Origin of the sequence: Streptomyces sp. NPDC005202 (assembly GCF_040608235.1) — a bacterium.
In the GTDB taxonomy this organism is placed as follows: Bacteria; Actinomycetota; Actinomycetes; order Streptomycetales; family Streptomycetaceae; genus Streptomyces.
On sequence record NZ_JBEXHW010000001.1, the window covers coordinates 661,677 to 674,036 of the forward strand.

Sequence of the window (12,360 nt, forward strand, 5' to 3'; positions counted from 1 at the left end):
GCTCTTCAGCGCCGATACGGCTGCCGGAAGCGTCAGCCCTTGAGTGCCGCGCCCACCACGGAGTTGAACTCGGCCACCGTCATCGGCGGGTTCTGGGTGCCGGGGGTGGTGAGCATCTTCCCGTCCATGACGAAGCTCGGGGTGCCCGTCACACCGTCCTTGTTGGTGTCGAAGGTCTTCGACATCGCCAGCGCCCAGGCGTCATACGTGCCGTTCTTCACCGCGGTCTGGAACTTGGCGTTGTTCTTCAGCGCGGGGACGGTGTTCGCGACCTCGATGAGGTAGTCGTCGCTCTTGAACTTGTCGTCCGTCTCCTCCGGGTGCCACTTCTTCGAGTACAGCGCGGTCTTGTACTCGAGGAAGGCCTCGGGGCTGACGTTGAGCGCGGCGCCCATGGCGCTCATCGCGTTCTTGGAGCCCTCGCCGCGCGAACCGATCGTGCCCTTGCTGAGCGCGTCGCCGTCGATGAACGTGCCGCCGATGTACTGGATCTTGAACTTGCCGTCGTCGATGTCCTTCTTGACGGTCGAGCCGACGGTCTGCTCGAACTGGGCGCAGATCGGGCAGCGCGGGTCCTCGTAGACCTTGAGGGTCTTCTTGGCGGTGTCCTTGCCGATGACCACCGTCGTGCCGTTGGTGCCCGTGGTGTTGGCCGGCGCGACGACCTTCTCGTCCTTCACGGCCTCCCAGTGGCCGGGCTTGTTGGCCTGGACGACGAGGTAGCCGATGCCGCCGGCCGCCGCCAGCACGGCCGCGACCGAGCAGGCGACGATGATCTGCCGCTTGGTCTTGGCCCGCTTGGCCTCGCGCTCGCGCTCGGCGCGCAGCCGCTCACGGGCCGCCGTCTTCGCCGTCTGACTGTTCCGGTTGCTCATGGTGGTGTTCTCCTGTGGGACGCGCAGCTCTCGTGCGCGGGGTACGTGTGGGGGACTGGTCGTGCTCAGGGGTGCCGTCCGGGCGAGGGCGACGGGTGAGGCGCTCCGGCCGGGCGACGGCGGTGTCGCTCAGGCGAGGGCGACCGAGCACGGCGGTCCGCGCCGTCCCAGGGTGTGCACGAGGAGGCGGGTGCGCAGGGCGGTGATCCGCGGCGCGGGCCGCGCCGGCCGGGGGACCGCCGGGGCCGGCCGGACCGTCACGGCGGCGGCCGCGAGCAGCAGCGGCCGGAACGTGGTCACGGCCGCCGCGCGCAGCAGCTGGGCCAGCGCCCGCTCGCCGCGGCGCAGCCAGCCGGCCGCGAGGAGGCCGACGCCGACGTGCGCGGCGAGCAGCAGCCAGGCGGTCGCCGGGTCGGCGTGGGCGAGCAGAGCCGCGAGCCGGTCGGTGTCGGTGCCGGCCCACCCGTCACCCGGCCACCACCCCTCATGGAGGCGCTGCGCGCCGCCCCCGCTCAATCGGACCAGCGAGGTGCCGACGTCGGTGCCGCCGCCGCACAGCACGTCGAAGCCGACGGAGCGCAGCGGGCCCGCGACCGGGCCGCCCGCGGGGCCGTAGCAGACGTGCTGGCCGGTGGTGAAGACGGTGTCGGCGGCCAGCTCCAGCGGGATCAGCAGGGCGGCGATCCGCCCGAAGCCGCGCTCGCGGCCGGCGAGGACGTACGCGAGCACGAACACGGCGACCGCGACCGCGGCCACCGTGTTCAGCGGCAGGGGGACCCGGGACAGCAGCACGTGCGACGCGGTGCTGAGGGTCACGACGGAGGCCGTGAACAGCGCCGCGCGGACGGCTCTGAGCTGGGTCCCTGATATGTCCATAGCGGAGGAGAGTGTGTCACGTGCCCCGGTAAGAGACCCTTAAAGGGTCCCTGTGTGCGGCCTTTCCGTCACAGACCCGGGATCCGGCCGTTGCGGAACAGGTCCACGAAGATCTGGTGGTCGGCACGCGCGCGTGCGCCGTAGCTGTGCGCGAAGTCCACGAGCAGGGGCGCGAAGCCCTCCTCGTCGGCCGCGATCGCCGCGTCGATGGCCCGCTCGGTGGAGAACGGCACCAGCGACTCGCCGGACTGGTCGTCCGCCGCCGCGTGCATCGTCGCCGTGGCCCGGCCCAGGTCGGCGACGACCTGCGCGATCTCCTCCGGGTCGTCGATGTCGCCCCAGTCCAGGTCGACGGCGTACGGCGAGACCTCGGCGACCAGCTGGCCCGCCCCGTCCAGCTCGGTCCAGCCCAGCCACGGATCGGCGTGCGCCTGCAGGGCGCGCTGGGAGATCACCGTGCGGTGGCCCTCGTGCTGGAAGTAGTCGCGGATCGCCGGATCCGTGATGTGCCGGGAGACGGCCGGGGTCTGGGCCTGCTTGATGTAGATCACGACGTCGTTCTCCAGGGCGTCGCTGTGGCCCTCGAGGAGGATGTTGTACGACGGCAGGCCGGCCGAGCCGATGCCGATGCCGCGGCGGCCGACGACGTCCTTCACGCGGTAGGAGTCCGGGCGGGACAGCGAGGTCTCCGGCAGCGTCTCCAGGTAGCCGTCGAAGGCCGCGAGCACCTTGTAGCGGGTGGCCGCGTCCAGCTCGATGGAGCCGCCGCCGGGCGCGAAGCGGCGCTCGAAGTCGCGGATCTCGGTCATCGAGTCCAGCAGCCCGAAGCGGGTCAGGGACCGGGCGTCGCGCAGCGCGTCCAGCAGCGGGCCCTGGGCGGTGTCCAGCGTGAAGGGCGGCACCTCGTCGCTCTTGGCGCCGGTGGCCAGGGCGCGGATGCGCTCGCGGTAGGCGGCCGCGTAGATCCTCACCAGCTCGGTGATCTGCTCGTCGCTGAGCGCCTTGGCGTACCCGACGAGGGCCACGGAGGCGGCGAAGCGCTTCAGGTCCCAGGTGAAGGGGCCGACGTACGCCTCGTCGAAGTCGTTGACGTTGAAGACCAGGCGGCCGTTGGAGTCCATGTACGTGCCGAAGTTCTCCGCGTGCAGGTCGCCGTGGATCCACACGCGCGAGGTGCGCTCGTCCAGGTACGGTCCGCCGCGCTTCGATCCGAACTCCTTGTTCGCTGTGAGGTCGTGGTAGAAGAGGCAGGCCGTGCCCCGGTAGAACGCGAAGGCCGAGGCCGCCATCTTCCGGAACTTCACGCGGAACGCGGCCGGGTCGGCGGCCAGGAGCTCGCCGAAGGCGGTGTCGAAGACGGCGAGGATCTCCTCGCCGCGGTGCTCGTCGTTGAGCTGCGGAACCGACATCGCTGGGTGCCTCCTGGTGCAGGTGGTGCGTGACGTATGGGACGGATCTTCCCTCACACCAACGTCCGGCGGTGCGGGGGAGTGCCCGCGTTTCTTCGCATGAAGGTACGCGGCGGACCCCGCCCTCCCGTCGCCCGACCGCCACCCTTCATCGGGGCGCTTCGCGCCACAGTATCCACCTCGGTGTCAGTGCCGGGGCATAGACTTCAACGCTGTCGCCCAGACTGTCCGCAGCCGTTCGGACGCCCGTCCACCCACGTTCGCCTTGGAGGCCGCAACCGTGTCAAAGCCGCCGTTCACGCACCTGCACGTCCACACCCAGTACTCGCTGCTGGACGGTGCCGCGCGGCTGAAGGACATGTTCAAGGCGTGCAACGAGATGGGCATGACGCACATCGCCATGTCCGACCACGGCAACCTCCACGGGGCGTACGACTTCTTCCACTCCGCGAAGAAGGCCGGTATCACCCCGATCATCGGCATCGAGGCCTATGTCGCCCCCGAGTCCCGGCGCAACAAGCGCAAGATCCTCTGGGGCCAGCCGCACCAGAAGAAGGACGACGTCTCCGGTTCCGGTGGTTACACCCACAAGACGATGTGGGCGGTCAACAAGACGGGGCTGCACAACCTCTTCCGGCTGTCCTCGGACGCGTACGCCGAGGGCTGGCTGCAGAAGTGGCCCCGCATGGACAAGGAGACCATCGCCCAGTGGTCGGAGGGGATCGTCGCCTCCACCGGCTGCCCCTCCGGCGAGGTGCAGACCCGGCTGCGCCTCGGCCACTTCGACGAGGCCCTCAAGGCGGCCGCCGACTACCAGGACATCTTCGGCAAGGACAAGTACTTCCTGGAGCTGATGGACCACGGCATCGAGATCGAGCGCCGGGTCCGCGACGGCCTGCTGGAGATCGGCAGGAAGCTCGGCATCCCGCCGCTGGTCACCAACGACTCGCACTACACGTACGCGCACGAGGCGTCCGCCCACGACGCCCTGCTGTGCATCCAGACCGGCAAGAACCTCTCCGACCCCGACCGCTTCAAGTTCGACGGCACCGGCTACTACCTGAAGTCCACGGAGGAGATGTACGCCATCGACTCCTCGGACGCCTGGCAGGAGGGCTGCGCCAACACGCTCCTCATCGCCGAGATGGTCGACACCACCGGCATGTTCGAGAAGCGCGACCTCATGCCCAAGTTCGACATCCCCGAGGGCTACACCGAGGTCACCTGGTTCCAGGAGGAGGTCCGCCGAGGCCTGGAGCGCCGCTACCCGGGCGGCATCCCCGAGGACCGCCAGAAGCAGGCCGAGTACGAGATGGACGTCATCATCCAGATGGGGTTCCCGGGCTACTTCCTCGTGGTCGCCGACTTCATCATGTGGGCCAAGAAGAACGGCATCGCGGTCGGCCCCGGCCGAGGCTCCGCCGCGGGCTCGATCGTCGCCTACGCCCTCGGCATCACCGACCTCGACCCCATCCCGCACGGCCTGATCTTCGAGCGGTTCCTCAACCCCGAGCGCATCTCGATGCCCGACGTCGACATCGACTTCGACGAGCGCCGGCGCGTCGAGGTGATCAGGTACGTGACGGAGAAGTACGGCGCCGACAAGGTCGCCATGATCGGCACCTACGGCACCATCAAGGCCAAGAACGCCATCAAGGACTCCGCGCGCGTGCTGGGCTACCCGTACGCGATGGGCGACCGCATCACCAAGGCCATGCCCGCCGACGTCCTCGGCAAGGGCATCCCGCTGTCCGGCATCACCGACCCCAACCACCCCCGCTACTCGGAGGCGGGCGAGGTCCGGGCGATGTACGAGAACGAGCCGGACGTGAAGAAGGTCATCGACACCGCGCGCGGTGTGGAGGGCCTGGTACGGCAGATGGGCGTGCATGCCGCCGGCGTGATCATGTCCAGCGAGACCATCACCGAGCACGTCCCGGTCTGGGTCAGGCACACCGACGGCGTGACCATCACGCAGTGGGACTACCCGAGCTGCGAGTCGCTCGGCCTGCTGAAGATGGACTTCCTGGGCCTGCGCAACCTCACGATCATGGACGACGCCGTCAAGATGGTGAAGGCCAACAAGGGGATCGACATCGATCTCCTGAGCCTCCCGCTCGACGACCCCAAGACCTTCGAACTGCTCCAGCGCGGCGACACCCTCGGCGTCTTCCAGTTCGACGGCGGCCCCATGCGCTCCCTGCTGCGCATGATGAAGCCCGACAACTTCGAGGACATTTCCGCCGTCTCGGCCCTGTACCGGCCGGGCCCGATGGGCATGAACTCCCACATCAACTACGCGCTGCGCAAGAACGGGCAGCAGGAGATCACGCCGATCCACCCGGAGCTGGAGGAGCCGCTCAAGGAAGTCCTGGACGTCACCTACGGCCTGATCGTCTACCAGGAGCAGGTGCAGAAGGCCGCCCAGATCATCGCGGGCTACTCGCTCGGCGAAGCCGACATCCTCCGCCGCGTCATGGGCAAGAAGAAGCCCGAGGAACTGGAGAAGAACTTCGTCATCTTCCAGGCCGGCGCCCGCAAGAACGGCTACAGCGACGAGGCCATCCAGGCCCTGTGGGACGTGCTGGTCCCGTTCGCCGGCTACGCCTTCAACAAGGCCCACTCGGCCGCGTACGGCCTGGTCTCGTACTGGACCGCCTATCTGAAGGCGAACCACCCCGCCGAGTACATGGCCGCGCTCCTCACCTCGGTGAAGGACGACAAGGACAAGTCGGCCGTCTACCTCAACGAGTGCCGCCGCATGGGCATCCGGGTGCTCCCGCCGAACGTCAACGAGTCCGAGTCGAACTTCGCCGCCCAGGGCGACGACGTGATCCTCTTCGGCCTCTCCGCAGTCCGCAACGTCGGTACGAACGTCGTCGAGTCGATCATCAAGACCCGCAAGGCCAAGGGGAAGTACACCTCCTTCCCGGACTACCTCGACAAGGTCGAGGCGGTGGTCTGCAACAAGCGCACCACGGAATCGCTGATCAAGGCGGGCGCCTTCGACTCCCTCGGCCACACCCGCAAGGGCCTGATGGCGCAGTACGAGCCGATGATCGACAACGTGGTCGCGGTCAAGCGCAAGGAGGCCGAGGGCCAGTTCGACCTCTTCGGCGGCATGGAGGAGGAGAGCAACGAGCCCGGCTTCGGCCTCGACGTCACCTTCAGTGACGAGGAGTGGGACAAGACCTATCTGCTCGCCCAGGAGCGGGAGATGCTCGGTCTGTACGTCTCCGACCACCCGCTCTTCGGCCTGGAGCACGTCCTTGCCGACAAGGCCGACGCGGGCATCGCCCAGCTCACCGGCGGCGAGCACGCCGACGGCGCGGTCGTCACCATCGGCGGCATCATCTCCGGCCTGCAGCGCAAGATGACCAAGCAGGGCAATGCCTGGGCCATCGCGACCGTCGAGGACCTCGCCGGTTCCATCGAGTGCATGTTCTTCCCGGCGACTTACCAGCTGGTGTCGACCCAACTCGTCGAGGACGCCGTGGTGTTCGTCAAGGGCCGCCTGGACAAGCGCGAGGACGTGCCGCGCCTGGTCGCCATGGAGCTGATGGTCCCCGACCTGTCGAACGCGGGCAGCAACGCGCCGGTGGTCCTCACCATCCCGGCCGTGAAGGTCACTCCGCCGATGGTCAGCCGCCTCGGCGAGATCCTCAGCCACCACAAGGGCGACAGCGAGGTGCGGATCAAGCTCCAGGGGCCGCGCAAGACGACGGTGCTGCGCCTGGACCGGCACCGGGTGAAGCCGGATCCCGCGCTGTTCGGCGACCTGAAGGTGCTGCTGGGCCCGTCCTGCCTGGCGGGCTGACGAGAGCCGGCCGAGCAACCGACGTGAACGAGGGGCGTGCCCGAGGCGGGGTACGCCCCTCGTCGGTGCCTGGGCTCAACGGCCCGCGCGCCGGTCTCAGTTGTGGCCGAAGCGCTTCTGCCGGCCCTTGCGGGCTATATCACCGGGATTCACCGGCGGGACGTGGTGTTCGGACGGCGGCTCCATGGGCCGCTGCGTTTCCTGCGGGCCGTGTTCGGCCCCCGACGTCTTCTGCTGGCTGCGGTCCTGCTTCTTGTTCTTGGCCATGGTGATCTGCCTCCTGAGGGGGATCTAGGGGCCAGGGCCGGGACCAGATTCACATAGGCGGACAAAGAGCGCATGTCGGATAATTACCGTCTGTGACAGGGGTGGTCGGGGCGCGAGCCGCCGAAACGCCACGCCGAAGATCGAGTTCGGGCCGTTAACCCCCGCGAGGTCGGGCAGACTCGAAGCAAGCCCGAAGCAAACCTCCCGGAAAGAGGGTGGATCGCGTGGACCGCTGCATCGTCCTGGTGGACGCCGGGTATCTGCTGGGGGCCGCCGCCAGTCTCCTTGCCGGGGAGCCGTCGCGGTCCCGGATCACCGTCGACCACACCGCCCTCGTCCAAAGGCTGCGCGAACAGGCCGAGTCCGACACGGAACGGCCCCTGTTGCGCATCTACTGGTTCGACGGCGCCCCCGACCGCGTCCCCCAGCCCGAGCACCGCAGGCTCCGCGTGATGCCCCGGGTGACGGTCCGGCTGGGCGCGCTGACCCGCAGCGACGGGCGCTGGGCGCAGAAGGGCGTGGACGCCGCCATGCACGCCGAGCTGACCGAGCTGGCCCGCAACCGCGCCTGCTCCGACGTCGTCCTCGTCACCGGTGACGGCGACCTGCTGCCCGGCATGATGGCCGCCAAGGAGCACGGCGTCGCCGTCCACCTGTGGGCCGTGCAGGCCGCCGACGGCGATTACAACCAGTCCGAGGACCTGGTCGCCGAGGCCGACGAGCGGCGCGTCCTGGACCGCACCTGGATCACCAAGGCCGTACGGGCCAAGGAGCTGACCGGCATCTGCGCGCCGCCGCCCGCGCCGCGCCCCGAGATCGCCGCGATCCTCTCCGCGCCGCTGCCCGAATCCGCGCTCGCCACAACCGCCGAACGCCCCGCCGAGGAGCAGCAGCCCACGCCCGCAGCGCGCAACGGCACCGAGGAGCGGGTGCCGGCCCCCAAGGGCGTGCCCACCCCCAAGGACCTGGCCGCCCTGCGCGCACCCGGCGCACAGCCCGTCCAGCACCCCGCCACGGCGACCCTGCGCTGGTCCTCCGACAAGGGCTGGGTGGACCGCCCGGGCGTCGCCGCCGAGCCCCCCGAGGCCGCCTCCATGCCGACGCTGGCGCAGCTCACCACGGCCGAGCAGCGCTGGGCCGACCGGGAGGAGGACATCACGACCGTCGGCGGCGACCCGTATGAGGTGGGGCAGGTCTTCGCACGGCGGTGGATGGAACGGCTGGGCGACCAGACGCACCTGCAGAAGCTGTCGTCGATGTATCCGCGGATCCCGCACCGCATCGACGGGGAGCTGCTGCGCTACGCCGCCCGGTTCGGGCTGCTTGCGCACAAGGACGACCAGATCGACGAACACGACCGTTACGCCATCCGGGCCGGGTTCTGGCGCGAGATCGACGTGCGCACGGCGGCGGAACACGCTCCGGCGGCCGACTGAATCGGCGACTGAATCCCCCCGAGTCGCCCCAAGGGCGAGTAAAGGCCCCGGACCCCGTACTCTCGTCCTTTGTGAGTACGCGCGCGGCACAGGCACTTCGGCACGGGGACGACGTCGTGTGCGCGGTGCGTGGACTGACCAAGACCTATCCCGCGGTACGCGGCCGGCGCGGAGCCCCCGGGACGCCCGAGGTGCGGGCCACCGACAACATCGAGCTCGACGTCCGGCGCGGTGAGATCTTCGGGCTGCTCGGGCCGAACGGCGCCGGCAAGTCCACCCTCGTACGCCAGCTGACCGGCCTGATGCGGCCGGACCGCGGCACGGTCGAGATCCTCGGGCACGACATCGTGGCGCACCCCGAGCGGGCCGCGCGGATCCTCGCCTACCTCGGGCAGGAGTCCAGCGCCCTCGACGAGCTGACCGTCTCGCTCGCCGCCGAGACCACCGGACGGCTGCGCGGCCTGGACGCCCGGCGGGCGCGGGCCGAGCGGGACGCCGTCCTCGACGAACTGGGCCTCGCACCGATCGCCGGGCGTCCGGTAAAGAAGCTGTCGGGCGGCCAGCGGCGGCTCGCCTGCTTCGCCGCCGCCCTGGTCGGCGAGCGGCCGCTGCTCGTGCTCGACGAGCCGACCACCGGCATGGACCCCGTGGCACGGCGGGCGGTGTGGTCCGCCGTCGACCGGCGCCGGGCCGAGCGCGGCACCACGGTGCTGCTGGTCACCCACAACGTCATCGAGGCCGAGACCGTTCTCGACCGGGTCGCCGTCCTGGACCGGGGCCGCATCATCGCCTGCGACACCCCGGCCGGGCTCAGGGAGCGGGTCTCGGGCGAGGTGCGGGTCGAGCTGGTGTGGCGGGACCGGGCGCCCCTGGAGGTGGCGGAGGTTGCCGCGCTGCGGGAGCGGGCCGTGGAGTCGGGCCGCCGCTGGACGCTGCGGCTGGCGCCCGAGGAGGCCCGCGCGGCCGTTGCCACGGTGACCGGCGGGGCCGCCTTCGCCGCCCTGGACGACTTCACCCTCGCCACGCCCAGCCTGGAGGACGTGTACCTGACGCTGGGCGGCGCGGCCCGGCAGGGGTTGGTGAAGGCGTGAGCGTGTGGATCGGTGACGGTATGCGGGCGTGGGCCGGCGGAGACGGGATGAGCGCCGGGGCCGGCGGATTCGTAAGGGACCACGCGGGCGCCGGGGGGAACCCGTCCGGCGCACGGGGTGCGGCCGACGCGTGGGCCGCGTCCGCCGTAGGAAAGAGGAGCAGTTCGACGTGAGTGTCGTACCCGCCGGCGTGCTGCCGGGCGCCACGGCCGTGGGAGACGGCGGTGCCCGGGAGGCGGCCGTCCTCGGGCCGCGGGCGCGGCTGTGGCCGTCCCTCGTGGCCGTGTACCGGGCGCAGCTGTCCCGGGCCCGGGTGGCGCGGATGCCGCTGCTGTTCGTGGCGACCTTCCAGTCCATCGGCATCATGATCATGATGCGGGGCGTGGTGAGCGGCGGCGGCGAGGCCGAGTCGGTGGTGGCCGGGTCCTCGATCGTGGTCGTCGCCTATGTCGCGCTGAACCTGCTGGCGCAGTACTTCGGGCAGCTGCGGGCCAGCGGCGGGCTCGACCACTACGCGACGCTGCCGGTGCCGCCGGCGGCCGTGGTCCTGGGCGCGGCGGGGGCGTACGCCTCCTTCACGGTGCCGGGAACCGTCGTGACCGCCGTGTTCGGGTGCGTGCTGTTCGGGCTGCCGCTGGGGAACCTGTGGGTGCTCGTGGCGGTGATCCCGCTCGCCGGTGCCGCGCTCTCCGGGCTGGGCGCCGCCTGCGGGCTGCTCGCGCCACGGCCCGAACTGGCCACTCTGCTCGGCCAGTTGGGCATGTCGGCGGCGCTGCTGCTGGGTGTGCTGCCGGCCGACCGGATGCCGGAGCTCGTGCGCCTCGCGCGCGACCTGCTGCCGTCGACATACGGTGTGGAGGCCTACGCGCGCACTTTCACGGCGCATCCCGACTGGGCGTTCGTGGCCGGTGACCTGGCCGTGTGCGCCGGGGTCGGGGTGGTCTCGCTGGCCGTTGCCACCTGGGCGTACCGGCGGGCGGCCGTCCGGTGACGCGGCTGACCGACGCAACTGGCACGATGACAGGGTGACCGCTCCGTTGACTCCACCTCCGCCGCCGCATCAGCGGCCCTCAGGGCCCTCGCAGTCCTCCGGGACCGCACAGACCCCGCAGTCCGCGCAGGCCGCGCACCCGCAGGCCTGGCAGGTGCCGCCTGCCGGAGCCGGGGCCGTGGGAACCGCGTACGGGCAGGACGGCCCCGGGATGAAGACCGAAGTCCGGGAGGCCGCCGTGATCACGGTGGCCGTGGCGCTCGGAGGGGTGCTGCTGGGCCTGCTGTGGTGGTGGCTGGCGCCGCACGTGCCGCTGGTCGGCGACGTCGTCGGCAACAACTGGGTCGTCTACCTCAAGGACACCGAGGGGGAGCAGGCGATCGGCGTCGACGGGACGTTCACGCTGCTGGCGCTGGCCTTCGGGGTCGTGAGTGGGGTCGTCGTCTTCCTCCTGCGGCGGCGTGGGGGTGTGCCACTGGTGGTCGCGCTGTGCGTCGGCGGGCTGCTCGGGTCGCTGCTGGCGTGGCGGCTCGGGGTGTGGCTCGGGCCCGAGCAGGACGTGATCGCTCACGCGAAGGCCGTGGGGAAGGGGGTCACGTTTTCGGCGCCGGTGAAGCTGGGCGCGAAGGGGGCCTTGCTGGCGTGGCCGTTGGCTGCGCTGGTGGTGCATCTCGGGGTTACGGCGTTGTTCGGGCCTCGGGATCCCGAGCCGTACGGTGACGGGCCGTACGGGGACTCTTCGTCGGCCTAGCTGTATTGCCCTGAGAGGTTGGGGACGTGGCTGGCGGGTGGTTTGCCTGCGAGCGCGGTGTGTCCGCGGTGGTGATTGTAGGTCGCAATCCACACCAGGCCAGAAGGCCCTCACCCATTTCAAGATCACACGTCAGTGATCGCTGTCACCAACCTCCGTGGACAGAACACCTAGCCGCCCCGGCGCCGGGCACCCGCAACCTACGCCGGTCGCCGTCCGTGGTTCGAACGGCCCTTCTTGACGCGCCACCTGCGTTTCCGCGTTTTCTTCGACATGTCCCTTATGCTTCACCGAAGAAGGGCCCCGCGTCGAGGGGTCACGCACGGCCGATCGGGGCCAGGACCGCGTTCGTCAGCTTGGCGAGGTCGTCGGGGGAGAGCTCGACCTCCAGGCCCCGGCGGCCTGCCGAGACGCAGATCGTGCTGTGGGCCGTCGCCGAGTCGTCCAGGACCGTGGGGAGCTTCTTGCGCTGGCCCAGGGGTGAGATGCCGCCTCGGACGTAGCCCGTGGTGCGTTCGGCCAGGGTCGGGTCCGCCATCGCCGCGCGCTTGCCGCCCACCGCCGAGGCCAGGGCCTTCAGGTCCAGGGAGCCGGCCACCGGGACCACGGCCACGGTCAGGGTGCCGTCGACGTCCGCCACCAGCGTCTTGAAGACCCGGTCCGGGGAGACACCCATCGCCTCGGCCGCCTCCTCACCGTAGGAGGGGTGGGACGGGTCGTGGTCGTAGGCGTGGACCGTGTACTCCACGCCCGCCGCCGCGAGGGCCACCGTCGCGGGCGTGCCCCCCGACTGCTGCTTCTTCGTCTTCTTCGCCATCCCGGAGCTTTCCGCCTGTTCCCCACGAAG

10 protein-coding genes are annotated in these 12,360 nt (G+C 70.4%); 5 read left to right on the top strand and 5 right to left on the bottom strand.

Annotation, left to right across the window (positions count from 1 at the left end; genetic code table 11):
- Positions 1-32: 32 nt before the first annotated feature.
- The 3 genes from ABZV31_RS03090 to ABZV31_RS03100 form a co-directional block, all read right to left on the bottom strand.
- A complete protein-coding gene (locus tag ABZV31_RS03090) occupies positions 33-875 on the bottom strand; it encodes a thioredoxin domain-containing protein (protein WP_355887260.1) in 843 nt (280 codons plus the stop codon).
- 129 nt (positions 876-1,004) lie between these two features.
- Positions 1,005-1,751 (bottom strand): hypothetical protein, encoded by a 747-nt coding sequence (locus ABZV31_RS03095; RefSeq protein WP_355887262.1) that lies wholly within the window; start codon positions 1,749-1,751, stop codon positions 1,005-1,007.
- Positions 1,752-1,819: 68 nt separating this feature from the next.
- Positions 1,820-3,160 carry a DUF2252 domain-containing protein gene (locus ABZV31_RS03100; protein ID WP_355887265.1) on the bottom strand — a complete coding sequence of 447 codons (1,341 nt, stop codon included), beginning with the start codon at positions 3,158-3,160 and terminating at the stop codon, positions 1,820-1,822.
- A gap of 280 nt (positions 3,161-3,440) precedes the next feature.
- Here ABZV31_RS03100 and dnaE point away from each other — a divergent pair, with 280 nt between their 5' ends.
- Positions 3,441-6,977, top strand: coding sequence for a DNA polymerase III subunit alpha (gene dnaE, locus ABZV31_RS03105; RefSeq protein WP_355887268.1), 3,537 nt, complete (start codon positions 3,441-3,443; stop codon positions 6,975-6,977).
- 96 nt (positions 6,978-7,073) lie between these two features.
- Here the strand turns inward: dnaE and ABZV31_RS03110 are convergent, their stop codons facing one another.
- Positions 7,074-7,244: a hypothetical protein gene (locus ABZV31_RS03110; RefSeq protein WP_355887271.1), complete on the bottom strand. Its 171-nt coding sequence runs from the start codon at positions 7,242-7,244 to the stop codon at positions 7,074-7,076.
- Positions 7,245-7,468: 224 nt separating this feature from the next.
- Between ABZV31_RS03110 and ABZV31_RS03115 the strand changes: the two genes are divergently transcribed.
- From ABZV31_RS03115 to ABZV31_RS03130, 4 genes are all read left to right on the top strand, one after another.
- The gene (locus ABZV31_RS03115) at positions 7,469-8,680 is read left to right on the top strand and encodes an NYN domain-containing protein (RefSeq protein ID WP_355887274.1); all 1,212 of its coding nucleotides are present in this window, start codon (positions 7,469-7,471) and stop codon (positions 8,678-8,680) included.
- Positions 8,681-8,796: 116 nt separating this feature from the next.
- Entirely contained in the window at positions 8,797-9,771 is a 975-nt protein-coding gene (locus ABZV31_RS03120; protein ID WP_355887595.1) for an ABC transporter ATP-binding protein, read from the top strand.
- 169 nt (positions 9,772-9,940) lie between these two features.
- Positions 9,941-10,762 carry an ABC transporter permease gene (locus ABZV31_RS03125; RefSeq protein ID WP_355887277.1) on the top strand — a complete coding sequence of 274 codons (822 nt, stop codon included), beginning with the start codon at positions 9,941-9,943 and terminating at the stop codon, positions 10,760-10,762.
- A gap of 34 nt (positions 10,763-10,796) precedes the next feature.
- Positions 10,797-11,513 carry an AAA family ATPase gene (locus ABZV31_RS03130; RefSeq protein WP_355887280.1) on the top strand — a complete coding sequence of 239 codons (717 nt, stop codon included), beginning with the start codon at positions 10,797-10,799 and terminating at the stop codon, positions 11,511-11,513.
- A 316-nt stretch (positions 11,514-11,829) separates the two neighbouring features.
- Here ABZV31_RS03130 and ybaK read toward each other — a convergent pair whose 3' ends face one another.
- A complete protein-coding gene (gene ybaK / locus ABZV31_RS03135; RefSeq protein WP_355887283.1) occupies positions 11,830-12,330 on the bottom strand; it encodes a Cys-tRNA(Pro) deacylase in 501 nt (166 codons plus the stop codon).
- Between the last annotated feature and the right edge of the window lie 30 nt (positions 12,331-12,360).

Coding starts and splice junctions, on each gene's coding strand:
- ybaK (WP_355887283.1), bottom strand. CDS start 12,330: ATGGCGAAGAAGACGAAGAAGCAGCAGTCGGGGGGCACGCCCGCGACG.
- ABZV31_RS03100 (WP_355887265.1), bottom strand. CDS start 3,160: ATGTCGGTTCCGCAGCTCAACGACGAGCACCGCGGCGAGGAGATCCTC.
- ABZV31_RS03090 (WP_355887260.1), bottom strand. CDS start 875: ATGAGCAACCGGAACAGTCAGACGGCGAAGACGGCGGCCCGTGAGCGG.
- ABZV31_RS03110 (WP_355887271.1), bottom strand. CDS start 7,244: ATGGCCAAGAACAAGAAGCAGGACCGCAGCCAGCAGAAGACGTCGGGG.
- ABZV31_RS03095 (WP_355887262.1), bottom strand. CDS start 1,751: ATGGACATATCAGGGACCCAGCTCAGAGCCGTCCGCGCGGCGCTGTTC.